An 18,909-nucleotide genomic window follows, 5' to 3' on the forward strand; every position below is an offset into this window, starting at 1 on the left:
AAGCGGTTTCGCTAAAACTGAATTCAGACACGTATTAGGTTTCCGTTGGAGAGGTTAAGGCAGGTATAGCAAGAAGCTTGAGCCCAATTTTGTTATCATACTGCTTTTGCACCGGCGTTAGATATCCGATATGGCCAAACCACAACACGACGATGAAATCGAAGGCGTCAGCAAGTCTCAGCTCAAACGCGAAGCTACTGCATTGCAAGAGCTTGGCGCAACGCTGATGACGTATAGCACCAAGCAGCTCGCACCGCTGAATTTGCCCGAAAAACTGATCGACGCACTCAATGAAGGCCGCCGGATTACCGCCAATGGCGCAACCGCCCGTCACAAGCAGTACATCGGCAAAATCATGCGCGATATTGATCCGGCGCCGATTTATGCTTTTCTGGATGCACTCAATGGTGATTCGGATAAGCATACCGCCTGGCTGCATCAGGTCGAACGACTGCGCGAGAAAATGCTCGTCGATACCAAAACGGTCGAGCAGTTTATTGCTGACTTTCCCGAAGTTGATATCCAGCATCTGCGTCAATTGATTCGCAATGCAATCAAGGAACGTCAAGCACAGGAAAGCGGCAAGCACGTGCCGCCCAAAGCATTCCGCGAATTGTTCCAGCTGATCAAATCGCACATCAAAGAGCCAGCGCTGCCCAGCCTGACTGACGGCACCGAAAACGAGGATGGCGACGAATGAGTATTGCCGTGAAAGGCCTGTTGTTTGACATGGATGGTACTTTGATCGACTCGCGATCCTGTATCGAGCTGCTATGGCGTAACTGGGCTCAACGGCATAATCTCAACTTCGCCGAAATTCAGGCCGTCATGCATGGCCGCCGTGGCATTGAAACGATCCAGATCGTTGCGCCGCATCTGGATGCACAAAGCGAAGTTGAACTGCTACTGGCCGAAGAAGCGCTGATGCTGGAAGGCACGGTGGCGATTGCGGGTGCGCATGAACTATTGAGCAGCCTGGAACCCCATCAGTGGGCGGTGGTGACTTCGGCACCCCGCGATCTGGCGCTGGCCAAGCTGGCTTTCGCTGGCCTGCCACTGCCCACGCATATTGTCGGCGCTGATGATGTAACCGAGGGCAAACCCCACCCTGCCCCATTTCAAATGGGCGCAGCCAAACTGGGGCTCAATGCCGATCAATGTCTGGCTTTTGAAGACGCTGGCGCAGGGATACGCTCAGCTCACGCAGCAGGTGCCTCGGTGTGTCTGGTGACCGGTGCTGGCGGCAAAGACGAGCATGGACTGGCGCAGTGGCAAATCAGCCATTATTCGCAAATTCAAGTTCAGCCCAACGGCGACTCAATCGATGTGAGTTTTAAATCCAATGAATGATGTATTGAAAATCGGTCTGGTGTCGATTTCGGATCGCGCCAGCAGCGGCGTATACGAAGACAAAGGCATTCCGGCCTTACAGGAATGGCTAAGCCAGGCGCTCGCCAGCCCGTTTGAAATCGTCAGCCGTCTGATCGCCGATGAGCGCGATCTGATCGAAGCGACGCTGATCGAGCTGGTCGATATCGACGCGTGCCATCTGGTGCTGACTACCGGCGGCACCGGGCCGGCCAAACGCGACGTGACACCCGATGCGACGCTGGCGATCATGGATCGGGAAATGCCCGGCTTTGGCGAGCAAATGCGCCAGATCAGCCTGCATTACGTGCCGACGGCCATTTTGTCGCGCCAGGTCGGCGTGATTCGCGGCAGCAGCCTGATTCTGAATCTGCCAGGGCAGCCCAAGTCGATCAGGGAAACGCTCGAAGGCGTCAAGGATCAGGATGGAAACGTGCTGGTACACGGCATTTTTGCTTCAGTGCCGTATTGCATCCAACTGCTTGAAGGGCCGTATGTCGAGACCAACTCGGCAGTCATCAACGCCTTCCGCCCGAAAGCAGCGATTCGCATCAACAAGGAAATAGCATGAGCGGCAAACTACTCGATTGCGTCACCATCGAAACGGACTCCAATCCAAGCGCAGCGGTGATTTGGTTACACGGCTTGGGTGCCGATGGTAATGATTTTGCACCGATGGTTCCCGAGCTGGGGCTGCCCGACGAGCTGGCGGTACGGTTTATTTTCCCGCATGCACCAACCATGCCCATCACTTGCAATAACGGCTATGTGATGCGCGCCTGGTACGACATCGTGCATTTCGACCAAATCAGCCGTCAGGCCGATATCGCAGGCGTAAAAGCCAGCGTCCAATATGTGCGTGATTTGATCGCGGATCAAAATGCCAAGGGGATACCCACCCACCGTATCATTCTGGCGGGCTTTTCGCAGGGCGGTGCAATTGCCTATACCGCAGGTTTAACTCATCCGGAGCCACTGGCCGGCATCGTCTGTCTGTCGACCTATTTGCCGGATGAATCCTTGCTGAGCCAGAACAGCATTGCTGCGAATCAGGCGACGCCACTCTTGGCAGCGCACGGCAGTTTTGATCCGGTGGTTGGTCTTGCGCTGGGCGAAAAAGCCAAAAACTACGTCAGCGGGCTGGGCGTGGATGTGGTCTGGCAAACTTACCCAATCCAGCATTCGGTTTGCCTGCCCGAAATACAGTTGATCGGTCAGTTTATCAATCAGCAACTCGGTACTGCTGGCGTTTAAGCGCTCATTTTCCGCCAATTTTCGATCAAATTTGCCTATCCCTATCCAAAATACAATCGCGTTTTTGGATAGGGCATTTCCCGTATATCTCCCGTTTTCGCTGTCATCTGATCTGATCAACCCTTGAGCTTATTGAAATTTAACCGATAGTAGAAATTGATTATCTATTCATGAGCTCATATCCGCATGTCGCAAGAAATCGTACAAGCTAGCGTACTCATTGCCGATGACTCATCAACGGTCCGGCAATCGATCCGGATGACGCTGGCTCAGGCGGGCATTACCCGCGTCGAAACGGCCAGCAGCATCGGGGAAGTACGGCGCAAACTGAAAAATTCGACTTTTGACGTCGTGCTGTGTGACTTTCATTTTGGTGAAGGAATGAATGGTCAGGAGCTGCTCGAAGAATTACGCAACAGCGGCGAGCTGCCGCTCTACACCATCTGGATCATGATTACCGCCGAAGCCTCGTATGAAAAAGTCGTTTCTGTGGCCGAAATCGGACCCGACGATTACATGATCAAACCGTTCACCAGCAACAAACTGACCGACCGCATTTCCAATGCCTGGAAGCGAAAAAGATTTTTAAAACCCATTTACGACAAAATCAACGAAGGCGATCTGCCCGGCGCCATCAATGCTGCCAAGGAGCTGATTCCCAAAGCCACCGGCTTTAGCACCGATCTGATGCGGCTGCTGGGCTCGCTACTGCTTGAAGCGGGGCGTCTTGACGAAGCCGCCCGGCTATTTGCAGAAGTGCTCGCCAAGCGCATTGTGCCGTGGGCCAAACTGGGGCTGGCCAAGGTATTTAGCCGGCAAGGCAAACGTACCCAGGCCGAAAACGTTCTGCTTGAATGTATTTTCGAGCATTCGCAATACGTCGATGCCTATGAAGAACTCGCCATCATGTATATGGCCGATGGCCGCCTGACCGAGGCGATGGATATTTTCGACAAATGCCTGAGCCTGACGCCCAATAACGTCAGCCGTCTGCAAAAATCGGGCAATCTGGCCAATATGCTCGGCGATACCGCCAAGGCCAAAGAGCTGCTGGGTCGAGCCGTACTGTGCGGCGGCAACTCGTCCAGCCTGTCGGGCGAAACCGTTTTGCAACTGGCGCTGGCGGCCAAGCGCGAAAAAAACTCGTCGGACACCGACAAATACCTGCGCATGGTCAAAGAAATGGCCAAGCGCGACGATACAGTCAAAAACCAGATCATGAGCTTTATTGCCACGGCGCTGTATGAAGGCAATCCGCAAATGCTCGAACAAGTCATGCCGCATATGTCCGAATCGGATTTCAACCTCGAAATGGCCGTCAGCTTTATCATGGCCGCCGATCTGGTCTGCCCGCCGACGGCAGAAAACGAACAAGCCAACTCCGGCGCGGTGCCCTATAACTGGCTGCAACAAATCGCACAGCGCTTCGTCACCACGCGGCATATTTCGGGCATGCTCGAAAGCGCGGCCAATATGCGGCCACTCTGGCAGCAATTTATCCAGCAATCCGGCGCCGAAATTATCGAGCTTAACCATGAAAGCGTACAGCTGATGCTCAAAGCCGAATTTGGCGAGGCGCTCAATATGCTGCTACCGAAGGCCAAACACACGCACAATGTGCGGCTGATGCTCTCGACCAGTCACGCCATTATCAAGTACCTGAAAAGCGACCCCGAAATCGAAGACAATGAACGCTTCAAGCTCGTTAGCGAGGCTCACCAGTTTATCGAGCGGATTTCGGGGACTGTCGATGCCGGCACTTACCACATGCTCCGGGACGAGCTGGGCGAAATGACTGGCGGACGCACCAAGCTTCTCAATGGGATCAGATAATACCCATCCTGTTAGCTATCGACTTCAGTAGGGTCGGCTTTAGCCGACAAATACAACCATAAGTCACAAAAGGTCGGCTAAAGCCGACCCTACATATCGGGCTGAAATAGCCAGTCAATCAAAATACCCATACAGGTATATCAATGCAGCAATTGATACAATTTATTTAGAAAGCAATACCCATCAATCCGTTGCGATATCGACCTGTATCACCGCCAGACTGTTTGCAACATCAGCCGGGCTGAGGCAAACCAGAAAACCGCGCTTGCCGCCATTAATATAGATTTTTTCCAGCGCCAGAATGCTTTGCTGCATATACACCGGCATCACTTTTTTCGTTCCGAATGGTGAAGTGCCGCCGACCATATAGCCACTGTGTTTGTTTGCCACTTCGGGCGTGCAAGGCGTAATGGTTTTGCAGCCGATAAAACGCGCCAGATTTTTGGTGCTGACTTCTTTATCACCATGCATCAGCACGACCAGCGGCTGCTTGTTTTCATCCTGCATGACCAGCGTTTTGACGACGCAATGCTCGTCAACGCCCAGCTCGCGCGCCGAAACAGCCGTACCGCCTTTTTCCTCGTAAGCATACAGATGCTCGGTAAATGCAATTTTGTGCTGGCGTAAAAACCGGATCGCCGTTGTGACCGGCATTTTTTCATTCATGACAAGTTCCCCAAACGGGATTAAAATACCCGACTAATCTACTCAACTTTTTTAATCGCCATGTCCACCCCGCTCGCCCAACTGGCGCTCAAGCCCCGCTTTAGCACGCTCAATGAACGCTTCTGGGATATCACTCTGCCAACGCCGATGCCAGCGCCGCACGTCGTCGCGCTCAATCACTCGCTGGCCGAGCAGCTCGGCATTCATTTTGCCCAAGACGAACAACTGGCCGATTATCTGATCGGCAACCAATTACCGCAAGGCAGCACGCCCCCCTTTTACCCCATCGCCAGTGTGTATTCCGGCCACCAGTTCGGCGTCAATGTCCCGCAACTGGGCGATGGGCGCGCGCTGTTGATTGCCGAATTTAGCGATCCGGCCGGGCAACACTGGGAAATGCAGCTCAAGGGCGCAGGCCCGACGCCGTATTCGCGGCGAGGCGATGGACGGGCAGTATTGCGCTCGACGATCCGTGAATACTTGGCCTCCGAGGCATTACACCACCTGGGTATCCCGAGCAATCGGGCTCTTGCCATCGCAGGCTCGCCGCAAAAAGTCTGGCGCGAAACCCCAGAAACCGCCGCCGTGCTCACGCGGCTGGCACCGACATTTGTCCGCTTCGGCCATTTTGAATATTTCTTTTATCAGGGCGAGCCAGAACGGATCAAGGAGCTCGCCGATTGGGTTATCGCGCATCACTACCCCGACTGCGCGAGCGCCGAAAATCCGTATCTGGCCATGCTCGACGCCGTCATTGCGCGCACCGCCAAACTGATCGCACACTGGCAAGCCGTCGGTTTCTGCCACGGCGTGATGAATACCGACAATATGTCGATTTTGGGGCTGACCATCGATTACGGCCCCTACGGCTTTTTGGACGGTTTTGACGCCGCACACATCTGCAACCATTCCGACGACTCTGGCCGCTACGCCTACAACCAGCAACCGCAAATCGGCCTGTGGAATCTGCACTGCCTCGCGCAAGCACTGTTGCCGCTGGTCGACAAGGACGAGCTGCTCGCCGCCTTGGCGCAATACCAATCGCTATTTGAAGCCGCTTTTTCCGAGCTACTGCACGCCAAACTGGGTTTTACAGAATGGCTTGAGGATGACTGGACGCTGGTCACCGACCTGTTCGAGCTGATGCAGGCGACGCACACCGACTGGACGATATTCTGGCGCACACTGTCGCACTGGACAGTCACGCAAAACAGCGCCGCGCTGCGCGACCTCTTTCTCGCCCGTGATGATTTTGACCACTGGCTCGCGCGTTATAGCCAGCGGCTCGACGATGGCATCGACGCTGCAGCACGCAGCGCAGCGATGCTCGCCGCCAACCCCAAATACATCCTGCGCAATTATCTGGCCGAAATCGCCATCGCCCAAGCACAAGAAGGCGACTTTAGCGAAATCGAACGCCTGCAACGCTGCCTGATGCGCCCGTTCGACGAACAGCCCGAATTCGAACACTACGCCGCCTTGCCACCCGATTGGGCGAACGGGATTGAGGTGAGTTGTTCGTCATAGTCGATCAAAGGGTATATCAATCAAAGCCATGCCAGTATTTACCCAGATAGCAATACCACGGCATGTATATGAAAACATCATTACTCGATGTGAATTTGGCAACAGTTGCAGCGAGGGCTGCCGCAGCATTGCGCGGTGCACCAAGTGAAGTGCGCCCGATATCGTTTGCAAGATTTGGGATTAGCCGTTTAATCGCCCAGCTAGCACCGGGGCGTATAGTTTTTTGCAAACTCGAGGAATGCGGCAAGATTCATCGGCTTGGCGAACAGATAGCCCTGGCCAACGTCGCAGCCCATCTGGCTCAGCATTTTCCGGTCTTGATCTGTTTCCACGCCTTCGGCCGTACTTTTCATCTGCAGCTTGTGCGCGATGTCGATGCTGGACTCAACAACGACGCTGAGGATCTCGCTCTCGGTAAAATCCTTCACAAATGACTGGTCAATTTTCAATTCACTAAACGCAATGCGCGTGAGTTGCTGCATGCTGGAGTAGCCAGTTCCATAATCGTCAATCGAGAGTGTGAATCCGCGCATGCAAAGCCGGGCCAGATTTTCCAGTACACGCCCGATATCCGAAATAGCGGCTGATTCGGTAATTTCGAGCACGATATATTGGGGATCAACGCCGGCATTGCGTACCACTTGCGTCAAATGGTCGGCCAGATTTTCGTCATGCAGCGAAACCAGCGAAATATTGACTGAAATGCTGAGTATATGGCCGCGTTCGATCAGCAAACGGCATGCGATTGCTGATTTTTCGAGAATCAACAGCGTCAGATCATCAATTAAACCGTTGACTTCAAGTGTCGGGATAAAAGCGGCCGGACTAATTTCACCGTATTCTGGATGTAGCCAGCGAGCCAATGCTTCAGCTCCGATCAATCGTCCTGTTTTCAAATCAACCTTGGGTTGAAAATAGGGTTCAATCTGATTGGCACGCACGCCCTGCAAGATTTCTTCAAGCTCAAACTGCCGTGCCGCGCCGACTTGCGCCCATTTAGCGTCCGATTGTTTATATTGCGCGAGTATTTCCTGCAGACGCTCCCGCAAAATCGGTTTTTCGACCGTCCCCAATAGTTCGATGTCGTACATCTTGACCATTCGGCTGACCGACGACAGCACCTTCCGATCCAGCGCACTGGTAATGATGACCGAGATATTGCGACTTTCTTTGCCAAGGTGGCGCAGAAATTCCATGCCGTCCATTTCGGGCATATTCAAATCACAGACGGCAATATTCTGAGCCGTTGCGTCCATTTTTCGCACGACTTCCAACGCCTGTTTGCCGTTACAGACCTCATTAATCGACGTCACGCCCAAAGATTGCAGCATTTCGACGACCATGTGTCGCTGGAAATCATCATCCTCAACGACCAGGAGATTCAATTGACTGGCCTGCATTAATCGTATTCCTCACAATGATCAGGAAATGTCTATTTCACTGAAATACTGATCCAGCTTTGCCATTACGTCATTCATGGCCGCTTTATTCTCTTCGCAAGCCCGGTAATCATGCCGGTTGGCTGCCAGTTCAATCGCTGCACATACGGTCGACATCTCCACGGCACCGACCATACGGCAGGAGCCTTTCATTCGATGCGCGGTGTGCTCAAGTTGTGACATGTCGCCCTGTTCCAATGACTGGATGAGCTGGGTGTAATCGATCTGGATGTGTTTGTGAAAATCATTCAGCAGACGGACTTGCGATAATCGGTCAGGAAAAATTTGCTGCAAGATCTGTGGATCAATAGGCCCGTTGTCTGCGCGCTCACTGGCTTGCTCTGTTGCAGTAGCAGAAGAAGGCACGCCCTGCTCGCTGAGGTATTTCTGCAGCATGGCTTTAAGCTCAGCCAGCCGAGTGGGTTTAACCAGCAGCTCATCAATGCCGACGGATAAACAGCGTGCGGCTTCTTCAGGCAGTGCATTCGCGGTCCAGGCAATGATCGGCGTGCGGGCCAGGCCATGATTCGATTCTTGTTCGCGCACTGCCATGGCAAAGGTGTAACCATCCATTTGCGGCATATGGCAGTCGGTGATAATCAGCGCAAAACGCCCTGTTTCCCACATTGACAGCGCCACCCGGCCATTCTCTGCTGTTTCGGCTTTTAATCCGAGTATGTTGATCTGGTTGGCCAGTAAGTCGCGATTGATGGGATGGTCATCTGCGATCAGAATGAGCGGCGTCTCTGCCCGGTGGTGAATCAGCGGTTGTACGACACGCTGCTCCAGCTCGGGGTGCAACTCATGGATCACTACGCCCGGCTCATCAGACGCTTCCAGACTCAGCGTCAAGCTGAAGATGGAGCCTTGCCCTGGCTCACTGCTCAAACCGACCTCCCCACCCATCGCTTCGGCCAAACGGCGACAGATGGCCAGACCAAGTCCTGTGCCGCCGTATAAGCGTGCCGTGTCAGCGCCGCCCTGCTGATAGCTCTGAAACAGCTTGATTTGATCCTCTCGGGATATGCCGATGCCCGTGTCGTGCACCGAAAAGCGGATGCGTTCCCGGTTTCCGATCTGCTCCAGCAGCTCGGCGCGGATTTCAATGGATCCCTGCCGGGTAAATTTGATCGCATTACTGACAAAATTATTGAGGATCTGCGACAAGCGGAGTGGATCAACAATATGCGAGCGGCTAAGACGTGGGTCGGCATGCTGGCTGAGTACCAGTCTTTTGGCGCTGGCAACCCGTGAATAGGTATTAACCACTTCCTGCAATAATTGTGGCACCGAGCTCGCTTGCAAGGAGAGCTCCAGTTTGCCCGCTTCGATTTTTGACCAGTCGAGAATGTCGTTCAGAATGCGCAACAGCCCCCGCGCCGAATTCCAGGCCACGTTCAGGGTTTCGTATTGTCCTCTTTCAAGCGGCGTCATCGACAGCAGCTCCAGCATGCCCAGCATGCCGGTCAAAGGGGTACGAATTTCATGACTGATCGTGGCCAGAAATGAATCCTTGGCACGATTTGCCTGCTTGGCTCGCGCCATCGCTTGCGTCAATTCATCAATAAATCGTTTACGCTCACCGATATCACGCAAGATGCCGGCGAAAAAGCGCTGCCCGCTCACACGATACTCACTGATGCTGAGTTCGAGTTCGACCAGCCTGCCCGTTTTATGCTGGCCTGCTATTTCGCGACCGATGCCAATCACACGCGGCACATTCGTTTGTTTGTAATTTTCAAGATATTGATTGTGCTCGCTGTGTTGCGGCTCGGGCATGATCATCGAAACATTGTTCCCGATGAGCTCGGTCGTGGTGTAACCCAGGATGCGTTCCAGCGCGGGATTGGCGCTACGCACGGTGCCGTTGCTATCGATGGTGATCACACAGTCGTACAGATTCTCAAGAATGGCCTGCTGCTCTTCTTCCTTGGCATGCAAAGCCTCCAGCGCGCTCGTCCGCTCCTCGATGCTCTCTTTGATCTGAGCATTTAGCCGCTCCAGATCCAAAGCCTTGTTACGCTCTCTTTCATGCGCGCCAGCGAGCTGGAAATAAAGCCGGCTATATTCCAGCAGCAATAGAAGCAGTACAAAACTGGTCGCCAACAGGCCATAAATGCGGCCAGCATAAAAACCGAGATCAAAGCGGCCCGCATTGAGCACGGCAGCCAGTGCAATATCAAAAATCCAGGCACACATTACGACAGTCAGCCACAGATCAAGAATCGTATGCGGCCGCTGCCGCCAGAGAATAATCAAGGCGAGCACGCTCAGCACCCAGGTACTGGTGAGGATCACCGAACCTATTGGGGTGTAGTGATTATTGAGCAGGATGGCTGGAATATTGACCTGAGCGCCGGTCACCAGATATGTGAAGCCCGTGACCATGACGGCCACCATCGCAATACCCGCCAAAATAGCTACGCTTGGACTGCAGCGCCACTGCCACGAGTTGGGCGCAGCTTTTTTGAGCTGCACATAAGCAATAAGAAAAAGTGGAAATCCACCATGCCAGAATGCATATAACCAGGCGGTACTCTGCCGCCCGGCGCCCAGTAAACCTGATGGTGCAAACAGGCCTGGAAAAGTCAGCATGTGGGCCACGGTCATCAGCGCACTAAACAAATAGCCGCAGGCCAAGACCCACAGCGCGGTAGAGCGCAAAATGCAAAACTGGCTAAACAGTAAAATGACCGTGATCAGATCAGTAATAATAAGCGCGGATTCATAGATTGGGATGAAAGCATCCACACGGGCTAACGGCAGCTTTGCGAACGGCACTGCAATAAGAAAAGCGATAGAGGACAGCAGGACGACCGCGTACGCAAGGCGGATATCACTCCGCTCTGCGGGTAAGGTTGACAAGAATTCAGAACTTGCCTCAAACGGTTTCAATTTAGCCCCCATTTGACTCTGGCTAGACCACTGCGATAACTCGTTGGATTATTGCCAACCACACTGCGCGCTTAGCGCCATGTGTCCAGATGTGATAAGTAATTGCTGCAACAGGGAAATTGATCGACAACCCCTACATCACCTTAGGCCTTCCTGAATAAAGTTAGCAACGTCTACGCATAAATAATGACGACAGGCTGTCTGTAAAGTATCAGCTCACCACTGAATATATGGCCGTCATATTGTGCAGGGGTGGTGGCAACAATCAGCAGCGCAAGCGCGGCTCAAAATGAGTCATCACGCAACGCAGGACGAAACCGCGTCAGCGGCTTTCGACTTGGCATATTCATACCTCGTCGGACAAGGCCTCGGACTCACCCGATCCAAGGGTATCTTCATGAAAGCAAAGACAGGATTGCCTTATGGAGCAATACAATGGCATGTATATACATAAATCTGGGCTATGTGGATTTCCCCGCAACTGCGCCGAGCGAGACATACCGTAGCTTGGCGGTTTACTGCTTTAGCATTGGCCATAGACTAAAGCTGGCGATGGGTGGCATTGTTCCGTCAACTGTCGCAGCACGACAACGGAAATCCCCCTGCGGGAAACGCGCATTGAAAACATCGCGCCAAAGGCGCATAAAACAAAACCGCCAGCATCAATCCAGCGGTTTGTATTCAATCGATAGAGGGTATCCGACGCGAAGCGGCAATCCGCCAAACACCCTGCGGCGCAATGCCTTCGGCGATAAGACCCTAGAGTGCCGCAGCGGCTAGTGGCTGTGCTTGCGGTATTTCTTGTCAGCGTACATCGCGGCGTCGGCCAGTTGGATAGCGTCTTGCGGCGTAGACGTATGCGGATCGACCATGACCACGCCGATGCTGGCGCCCTGATACACCAGCTGGGCCGAGCCCAGATCGTAATTACCCAGCAGCAGCGGCGCGATCCGCGCCCTGATGGCTGAAATGACTTCGGCGACTTCCAGTGCAGGCGCAGACACCAGGCCGCCGACGACAAATTCGTCGCCGCCCAGCCGGCCCAGCAAATCGCCTGCGCGCAATCCGTCGGTGAGCCGCTGCCCCACTGCAATCAGGAAAGCGTCGCCGGCATCGTGCCCGTACACATCGTTGATCTGCTTGAAACCGTCCAGATCGATAAAGGCGATGACAACGTGTTGCTCGTTGCGCTGCGCCTGCGCAAACATCCGCGCAAACTCCTCGAAAATTGCCCGCCGGTTGTGCAAGCCGGTCAGCGCATCGGTGTATGAATACGTCTGCAGCGCCGAATTGGCCGATTGCAATTGCTGCAATAGCTGCTCTTTTTGCGCGTATTGCGCAATCAGCTGGGCAAACAGCTGCAAAAACTGCAGCCCTTTGGGCGTCAGCGGTTTTGTCTCCGAGCTGGCCGCGCACAAAGTGCCATACAGGCTGCCATCTTCCAGATAAATCGGCGTACTCGCATAAGTCGCGATCCCCAGCACCCGCGCCGCATCCGAATCGCCCCAGCAATGCGCGACATCGTTGGTATACGGTGTGTTTTCTTCCAGCGCGCGTTTGCACAAGGTATCGCCCCAGGGCACCGACAAACCTTCCGGAATCGTCATCGACTTGCTGTTTCTGGCATACAGAATACTTTGCAAGCCCTGCTCCAGATCGATCTGCGTCAGATACGTCGATTCAAGATCGGTCACCAGCTCCAGCATCGACAGTAACTGCCGCACCAGACCTTCAAAGGTTTTTTCCGATCCCAGTGCGCTGGACAGGATGGGAATGAGATTTTTCGACATATTCGAAATCCGTTTCAATCTGGATGGGGCTTACAAACGGGTCGTACCGACCTCTACTTTGTAAGTATGCTACAGCGTCTGAACTAATTCCAGAGCTGCCGCTCCGGTTTTCGCGCCAATGCGACGAACGAAAAAGGCGCTGAAAATGCGCGCTGCCGACGCATTAAATCTGCGCATCCAATCAGCGGCACAGGCCGGCGCTAGTCACTGCGATCCGGCCAGCGCATAATCGCCCTGAGCACGCTTATTTTGTGCACACCGCACCGGGCAAAGGAATCATCGATGAAAATCAAACCGGGAATCAGCGCCGCCGTTCTGTCGCTCAGCGTACTGGTCGCACAGGCCGCCCCGGCGCCGTGGCATTTGTGGGCCAGCAAGCTCGACGGCAAGCTCGTTTGCGCCCAAACCTCGCCGGGTGAAGGCTGGCGGCTGTTCAAGGGGCCATTCAAAGACGCCAACTGCACCCCGCCCTCGCCGACGCCATCACAGCGCGTGAAGTAGTGTAGGTCGGATGAGCCGAAGGCGTTATCCGACGGTCATGTGATGAATCAAGCGGCATTGGCGGCTATGCGCCGCGGCACTTACTTTTCTTTGCTGAGCCAAGCCTGCTGGCGCAGGCGGTAAACCGGCGGTTTCGCCCGCCGGACGACGTGACGTAGCTTGGCAACTTGTTGCCATAGCGAAGGCCGTGGCCTAAGGCCAGCAAGGGGCGTCTTGCTCGCCCCTTGCAACCCTCGCGCGACTCCACGGGCAATCCGTTCTAAGTGGTGACAGGGGTATATCAATCAAAACAAGATCAAGATTGACCTTCAGAGCAACACCTAGGCATGTATATGCCGCAATGGTAGGGCTGCGGTGATTTCTCTGCTGCGATGTCGAGTGTAAGTCGGGTGGTGATTTTGCGATTGCATGGCCTGCTAAGCAGGCGGTGAACCGGCCGTTTCGCCGGCCAGACGAGCAAGGGGCGTCTTGCTCGCCCCTTGCAACCCTCGCGCGCCCGATCGCCGCGAAACCCCGTCCGTCCGGCAATTGGCAAGGCGACGCGGGAACTCGCGTTGCGCTAGCGTCGCAACGCTCAAACAGCCGCGTCTTAAAACCTTGCCAACCGCCTCCCGAACGGCGCGGCTCCACGGGCAATCCGTACTAATTGCATGGGGGTATATCAACCAAAATCAATACCAGCAACTTCTGGCTAAACATACAGGTAGTTAGTATCTGCAATGGTGGAGTGACATGGATTCCCCTGCATCAAGCCGAGCGAGGAACGAACGGGGCGGGGTTTCGGCGAGCACTGTTCGAAGGCCGAAGGCCAAGTCGCGCAGCCGCCGCCTCGTTCGTCCGCAGCGAGGGCACGGGCGCAGCCCGCGCAGATGCCGGGGGCTGCTTTGGGGTGAAGGGGGGTTTGCAGAAGCAAATCCCCCTTCCCGTTAGCGCGGCGGAACGCGCATTGAAAATATCGCGCCAAAGGCGCATAAAACAAAACCGCCGAAATTAATCCGGAGGTTTTGTTCGTACGAATACGCTTCGCTAAGCGTACCTATAGCTCAGTCAGTTACAATTAACCAATCGCGTGTTTTGCACTGATGGCATATATTTTTCGAGCTCACTAGCACTTAACGATCTTACAGATTTTGTGATATTTGGTAATTTCTTTACATAGATAGCGCGATTTTGAGAGTCACCAACATAAGCCACTTTATATTCATCACTATTGGTGAGCTCACACCTAAATTTAGAAACAAAATCGAAATCGTAAGCCATTCTAACTATAAAGAATTTAGTTTTATTTGAAAGACCGACATATGAAGCACTAAGAGATGAGAAATATAACATTAAAAATGCAGAGCCCACGAACAACACAAATCTCACTCTACCTCTAAATCCTTTCCCCGCTAGACTGGGCGTAAATAGCATCACAATTTCAAAAAAGATAGCTAGAAAAACAAATGGAAGAGAGAGAAAGCCAAATGTTTTTATAAATACACCCGCAGACATAGCATAAGGAAAATTATATGAGCTAACAGCATATGCAGAATTTAACATCTGCGAGGTTGATACTTTAGACACCCATAAAAGGCACAAAAAAACCACAAGAGCAAATGCCCTTACTGCCAAGTTATCTACAAGAGCCTTTACAAAAGCTAACTCAGATATAAAAAAAGCGATGACAAAAAATGAAAATCCTCCGGTTAAAATAAAAATAGCCACCTCAAAGAATGGATCAACATATTCTCGTGAGAAAACGATATAAAGCAAAGGGGCAAAAACCAGCCAAGACCACAAGACAATGTTTGTATATTTACTGGAATCAACCCGATCAAAAACAAAGTCGTTAAACTTACCAACTACTAACTTCATCCACAAAAAAATCTTAGTTTCAGAAAAAAAATTCAGCCAAAACTTACAAAAACAAAAAACCGACTTCAACAAGATCCAAAAAAAGCCATCAATACGAAAAGCCAAAAAAAACACAGCTAAAAATACAGCACCTAAAAAAAAGCTAAGCAATATAACGATACTTGAATCAAGCATATTGAATACCACAAAAAAGGCCGCACTTGGCGACCTTTTGCATTGTTAATTAGAAAGACAAGCGCTTAATCCCAGCTCAATGCCCCACCCGTCTGATACTCAGTCACGCGGGTCTCAAAGAAATTCTTCTCTTTCTTCAAATCAATCATTTCCGACATCCACGGGAATGGATTCGTCACACCGGGGAACAACTCATTCAAACCGATCTGCTGCATACGGCGATTAGCGATAAAGCGCAGATATTCCTTAAATTGCGACGCATTCAGACCCAATACGCCGCGTGGCATCGTGTCTTCGGCGTAGGCGTATTCCAGCTCGACGGCTTTGTGGAACAGGCTGGTGATCTCGGCCTTGAAGCTGTCAGTCCACAATTGCGGGTTTTCCATTTTGATCGTGTTGATCAGGTCGATACCGAAATTGCAGTGCATTGATTCGTCGCGCAAGATGTATTGATACTGCTCGGCGGCGCCGGTCATTTTGTTTTGACGGCCGAGCGCGAGGATTTGCACGAAGCCGACGTAGAAGAACAGGCCTTCCATGATGCAGGCGAAAACGATGATCGAGCGGAGCAGCGCCTGGTCGGTTTCCAGCGTGCCGGTTTTGAACGACGGGTCGGTCAGCACGTCGATGAAGGGCATCAGGAACAGGTCTTTGTCGCGGATCGATTTGACTTCGTTGTAGGCGTTGAAGACTTCGCCTTCGTCGAGGCCGAGCGATTCGACGATGTATTGATACGCGTGCGTGTGGATCGCTTCGTCAAAAGCCTGACGCAGCAGGAACTGGCGGCATTCCGGGCTGGTGATTTGGCGGTAGGTGCCGAGCACGATGTTGTTGGCAGCGAGCGAATCGGCTGTCACGAAGAAGCCGAGGTTACGTTTCACCAGACGCATTTCGTCTTCCGATAATTGGCCGGTTTTCCATTGCTCGATGTCGCGCTGCATGTTGACCTCTTGCGGCATCCAGTGGTTGGCGCACTGCGCGAGGTATTTTTCCCATGCCCATTTGTGCTTGAACGGCACGAGCTGGTTAACGTCAGTCGTACCGTTGATCACGCGCTTGTCGTCCGCAGTGATGCGCGGCGGAATAGCATGGGCAGCAGCCTGCGGCGCGGCAGGAATTGCTTGAGCCGGGATTGCGGCTGGTGCAGGCGCGGCCGGGCGGTCGAGAACGTCGTCGTCAAAACTGAGCATGGGGTGTCCTTCTATTTAAAAATTAAGTACAAATGAGTTTAATCAGGCGTTACTGGCTACCCAGTAGCTGGTTTTTTACATTGCTAAAATCGGTCACGTCATGGCGGCGTTGTACATGGTGAAAGTCGCGGGTGCTGTTTTGCTTGTATTGCACAGTCGACTGGAAGTTCATATCCAGATGCACTTCGCCGAGATAAACCACCTCACCAGCTTTAATCGAAAAGGGCTTATTGGTTTCAACGTTGACATAGTTGCGCTCGCCCGAACCGTGCATCAACCAGTTGCCGACTACACGGCTCAGTGCGTAATTGCCAGCCGGTAGCGATACCACAAACACCCGCCCCATCGGATCGGCATCATTGCTTTGCGAGCGAATATAATCACTCGGCAAACGGGCTTTGAGCGCAGTGCGGCCATTAACCCCGTCAATCTGTAAATCGGCTTCGGCGGTATCCCGATCCAGCGTCGTAAATGTCAGCGAAACAATCGCGATCCCGGTGCCAGCCTGCGGAACCAGTCGCCCATTTTCCACAGTCTGCATCACATTGTAATTCGCGCTAGGGTTACTCACGCAAGCGCTGAGAGCACCAAGCAAAATAATGAGAAATAGCTTTTTCATGATCAATATCCTTATTAAGGATTAAGCATTTGGGTAATGCGCTGTTGCCAGTTTTGTTTCGCCTGCGCACTCAGCCAGCTCGCTTCAAAACTGTTACGAACCAGTTGGACAATCTCGTTTTGCGTCAAGTTCAGTGCGGCACGACAGGCGAGCAGATTGGTGTTCAGATATCCCCCAAAGTACGCCGGATCGTCCGAATTGACCATTGCACAAAGACCAGCGGCCAGGAGCTCACGCAAATTGTGCTGTGCCAGATCATTCACCACGCACAGCTTGAGATTCGACAACGGGCAAACGGTCAGTGGTATACGCTCAGCCGCCAAACGCTGAACCAGAATCGGGTCTTCGGTGCAACGGACGCCGTGATCGATGCGGCGCGATTTGAGTAGGTCAAGCGCTTCCCAGATATAGCTGGCCGGGCCTTCTTCACCGGCGTGTGCGACAGCAGGCAAACCCAGCTCGGCGCAACGCGCAAACAGCCGCGCAAATTTGCTCGGCGGATGGCCCAGTTCGCTCGAATCCAGACCCACGCCGTCGATTTGAGCGAGATAAGGCTGTGCTTGCTCAAGCGTCGCAAAGCCATCTGCTTCGGATAAATGACGCAGGAAACACATGATCAGTTTGGACGTGATTCCTAACTGAGCCTCACCGTCGGCCAAGGCGCGGCGAATACCGGCGAGCGGCACAGCAAAATCAATGCCGCGTGCGGTATGCGTTTGCGGATCGAAAAAAATTTCGGTGTGAACGATATTGTCAGCGTGGGCTTTTTCGAGGTAAGCCCAGGTCAAATCGTAAAAATCCTGCTCGGTGAGCAGCACCGATGCCCCGGCGTAATAGAGATCAAGAAAGGATTGCAAGCTATCAAACTGATACGCAGCCCGCACCGCCGCCACGTCGGCATACGGCAGACTCACACCATTGCGCTGCGCCAGCGCGAACATCATCTCCGGCTCGAGCGAGCCTTCGATATGCAAATGCAGCTCTGCTTTGGGCAGGCGGGTAATCAGCGTATCGAGCGGGTGTTGGGTCACAATCATTCCTTAAAAGTTTAAGCAAAAACACGCTGGCCGCGTTGTTCGACCTTGCTGTACGCCAGTACTAGCTTCGGCCTCACGCCCTGCCAGCGTGCTTTTGCATTCTGTATTCAATCGGGATCACCGATATTTAAAACGACTCCAAGAACTAATCCTGTTCACTTAAGGAATTTGACTTTCGCCTCCCCCTTTGTAAAAGGGGGATTGAGGGGGATTTGACAATATTTCAAGCGGCAAAGACGCCCAAACGTTGCTAAATCCCCCCTAGCCCCCCTTCGTCGAAGGGGGGAACTTACAGCGTATCAATTTAAGTGAACGGCCTTACCTCCAAGAAGCATCTTAAATATCAGTACCGCACAGCGGCGCCTAGGGTATATCAATACAGAACAACATCTACCTAATCTACAGCCATATACCCATTGACCTGCAGGATGACGGGTTACGGCCTTGATACCTTGCCAGCGCGGTTTTGCACTATGTATTCAATCGGGATCACCAATATTTAAAACCACTCAAATGAATCACTTTAAATATCAGTGCCGCATAGCGGCACCGAGGGTATATCAATACAGAGCAACATCTACCTAATCTACAGCCATATACCCATTGACCTGCAGGATGGCGGGTTACGGCCTTGATACCTTGCCAGCGCGGTTTTGCACTATGTATTCAATCGGGATCACCAATATTTAAAACCACTCAAATGAATCACTTTAAATATCAGTGCCGCATAGCGGCACCGAGGGTATATCAATACAAATC

General features: G+C 52.8%; 15 protein-coding genes. 7 read left to right on the forward strand and 8 right to left on the reverse strand.

Going from position 1 to position 18,909, the window contains the following annotated elements; translation table 11 throughout:
* Positions 1 to 130: 130 nt before the first annotated feature.
* The 5 genes from yjgA (at position 131) to ACG2XO_RS14100 (ending at position 4,455) form a co-directional block, all read left to right on the forward strand.
* Positions 131 to 700 carry a ribosome biogenesis factor YjgA gene (gene yjgA / locus ACG2XO_RS14080; RefSeq protein WP_410498624.1) on the forward strand — a complete coding sequence of 190 codons (570 nt, stop codon included), beginning with the start codon at positions 131 to 133 and terminating at the stop codon, positions 698 to 700.
* Positions 697 to 1,350 (forward strand): HAD-IA family hydrolase, encoded by a 654-nt coding sequence (locus tag ACG2XO_RS14085; protein WP_410498625.1) that lies wholly within the window; start codon positions 697 to 699, stop codon positions 1,348 to 1,350. The genes yjgA and ACG2XO_RS14085 overlap by 4 nt, the downstream gene beginning before the upstream one ends.
* Positions 1,343 to 1,939, forward strand: coding sequence for a molybdopterin adenylyltransferase (mog, locus tag ACG2XO_RS14090; protein WP_410498626.1), 597 nt, complete (start codon positions 1,343 to 1,345; stop codon positions 1,937 to 1,939). The genes ACG2XO_RS14085 and mog overlap by 8 nt, the downstream gene beginning before the upstream one ends.
* Positions 1,936 to 2,622, forward strand: coding sequence for an alpha/beta hydrolase (locus ACG2XO_RS14095; RefSeq protein ID WP_410498627.1), 687 nt, complete (start codon positions 1,936 to 1,938; stop codon positions 2,620 to 2,622). Before mog ends, ACG2XO_RS14095 begins: the two co-directional genes overlap by 4 nt.
* 186 nt (positions 2,623 to 2,808) lie before the next feature.
* On the forward strand, positions 2,809 to 4,455 hold the full coding sequence (locus ACG2XO_RS14100) for a response regulator (protein WP_410498628.1): 1,647 nt from the start codon (positions 2,809 to 2,811) through the stop codon (positions 4,453 to 4,455).
* 183 nt (positions 4,456 to 4,638) lie between these two features.
* On the opposite strand, the gene ybaK is transcribed toward ACG2XO_RS14100, so the two are convergent.
* Complete coding sequence (gene ybaK, locus ACG2XO_RS14105; RefSeq protein WP_410498629.1) at positions 4,639 to 5,121, reverse strand: Cys-tRNA(Pro) deacylase; 483 nt, start codon at positions 5,119 to 5,121, stop codon at positions 4,639 to 4,641.
* Between the two features lie 60 nt (positions 5,122 to 5,181).
* Here ybaK and ACG2XO_RS14110 point away from each other — a divergent pair, with 60 nt between their 5' ends.
* Positions 5,182 to 6,648 (forward strand): protein adenylyltransferase SelO, encoded by a 1,467-nt coding sequence (locus ACG2XO_RS14110; protein WP_410498630.1) that lies wholly within the window; start codon positions 5,182 to 5,184, stop codon positions 6,646 to 6,648.
* 200 nt (positions 6,649 to 6,848) lie between these two features.
* On the opposite strand, the gene ACG2XO_RS14115 is transcribed toward ACG2XO_RS14110, so the two are convergent.
* From ACG2XO_RS14115 to ACG2XO_RS14125, 3 genes are all read right to left on the reverse strand, one after another.
* Positions 6,849 to 8,048 carry an EAL domain-containing protein gene (locus ACG2XO_RS14115; protein ID WP_410498631.1) on the reverse strand — a complete coding sequence of 400 codons (1,200 nt, stop codon included), beginning with the start codon at positions 8,046 to 8,048 and terminating at the stop codon, positions 6,849 to 6,851.
* 21 nt (positions 8,049 to 8,069) lie between these two features.
* Positions 8,070 to 10,838, reverse strand: a complete 2,769-nt coding sequence (locus ACG2XO_RS14120) for an ATP-binding protein (RefSeq protein ID WP_410498632.1) — start codon at positions 10,836 to 10,838, stop codon at positions 8,070 to 8,072.
* A 920-nt stretch (positions 10,839 to 11,758) separates the two neighbouring features.
* The gene (locus ACG2XO_RS14125) at positions 11,759 to 12,772 is read right to left on the reverse strand and encodes a diguanylate cyclase domain-containing protein (protein WP_410498633.1); all 1,014 of its coding nucleotides are present in this window, start codon (positions 12,770 to 12,772) and stop codon (positions 11,759 to 11,761) included.
* A gap of 282 nt (positions 12,773 to 13,054) precedes the next feature.
* Between ACG2XO_RS14125 and ACG2XO_RS14130 the strand changes: the two genes are divergently transcribed.
* Positions 13,055 to 13,273 (forward strand): hypothetical protein, encoded by a 219-nt coding sequence (locus ACG2XO_RS14130; protein ID WP_410498634.1) that lies wholly within the window; start codon positions 13,055 to 13,057, stop codon positions 13,271 to 13,273.
* 1,047 nt (positions 13,274 to 14,320) lie between these two features.
* Here ACG2XO_RS14130 and ACG2XO_RS14135 read toward each other — a convergent pair.
* From ACG2XO_RS14135 to ACG2XO_RS14150, 4 genes are all read right to left on the reverse strand, one after another.
* Positions 14,321 to 15,304: a hypothetical protein gene (locus tag ACG2XO_RS14135; RefSeq protein WP_410498635.1), complete on the reverse strand. Its 984-nt coding sequence runs from the start codon at positions 15,302 to 15,304 to the stop codon at positions 14,321 to 14,323.
* Positions 15,305 to 15,369: 65 nt separating this feature from the next.
* Positions 15,370 to 16,494, reverse strand: a complete 1,125-nt coding sequence (locus ACG2XO_RS14140) for a ribonucleotide-diphosphate reductase subunit beta (protein ID WP_410498636.1) — start codon at positions 16,492 to 16,494, stop codon at positions 15,370 to 15,372.
* 49 nt (positions 16,495 to 16,543) lie between these two features.
* Positions 16,544 to 17,113, reverse strand: a complete 570-nt coding sequence (locus tag ACG2XO_RS14145; protein WP_410498637.1) for a hypothetical protein — start codon at positions 17,111 to 17,113, stop codon at positions 16,544 to 16,546.
* Between the two features lie 14 nt (positions 17,114 to 17,127).
* On the reverse strand, positions 17,128 to 18,144 hold the full coding sequence (locus ACG2XO_RS14150; RefSeq protein ID WP_410498638.1) for an adenosine deaminase: 1,017 nt from the start codon (positions 18,142 to 18,144) through the stop codon (positions 17,128 to 17,130).
* Positions 18,145 to 18,909: the final 765 nt, after the last annotated feature.

This window comes from Chitinibacter sp. S2-10 (assembly GCF_046530675.1).
In the GTDB taxonomy this organism is placed as follows: domain Bacteria; phylum Pseudomonadota; class Gammaproteobacteria; order Burkholderiales; family Chitinibacteraceae; genus Chitinibacter.

Coding starts and splice junctions, on each gene's coding strand:
- yjgA (WP_410498624.1), top strand. CDS start 131: ATGGCCAAACCACAACACGACGATGAAATCGAAGGCGTCAGCAAGTCT.
- ACG2XO_RS14085 (WP_410498625.1), top strand. CDS start 697: ATGAGTATTGCCGTGAAAGGCCTGTTGTTTGACATGGATGGTACTTTG.
- ACG2XO_RS14095 (WP_410498627.1), top strand. CDS start 1,936: ATGAGCGGCAAACTACTCGATTGCGTCACCATCGAAACGGACTCCAAT.
- ACG2XO_RS14130 (WP_410498634.1), top strand. CDS start 13,055: ATGAAAATCAAACCGGGAATCAGCGCCGCCGTTCTGTCGCTCAGCGTA.
- ACG2XO_RS14115 (WP_410498631.1), bottom strand. CDS start 8,048: ATGCAGGCCAGTCAATTGAATCTCCTGGTCGTTGAGGATGATGATTTC.
- ACG2XO_RS14125 (WP_410498633.1), bottom strand. CDS start 12,772: ATGTCGAAAAATCTCATTCCCATCCTGTCCAGCGCACTGGGATCGGAA.
- ybaK (WP_410498629.1), bottom strand. CDS start 5,121: ATGAATGAAAAAATGCCGGTCACAACGGCGATCCGGTTTTTACGCCAG.
- mog (WP_410498626.1), top strand. CDS start 1,343: ATGAATGATGTATTGAAAATCGGTCTGGTGTCGATTTCGGATCGCGCC.
- ACG2XO_RS14100 (WP_410498628.1), top strand. CDS start 2,809: ATGTCGCAAGAAATCGTACAAGCTAGCGTACTCATTGCCGATGACTCA.
- ACG2XO_RS14135 (WP_410498635.1), bottom strand. CDS start 15,304: ATGCTTGATTCAAGTATCGTTATATTGCTTAGCTTTTTTTTAGGTGCT.
- ACG2XO_RS14110 (WP_410498630.1), top strand. CDS start 5,182: ATGTCCACCCCGCTCGCCCAACTGGCGCTCAAGCCCCGCTTTAGCACG.
- ACG2XO_RS14140 (WP_410498636.1), bottom strand. CDS start 16,494: ATGCTCAGTTTTGACGACGACGTTCTCGACCGCCCGGCCGCGCCTGCA.
- ACG2XO_RS14145 (WP_410498637.1), bottom strand. CDS start 17,113: ATGAAAAAGCTATTTCTCATTATTTTGCTTGGTGCTCTCAGCGCTTGC.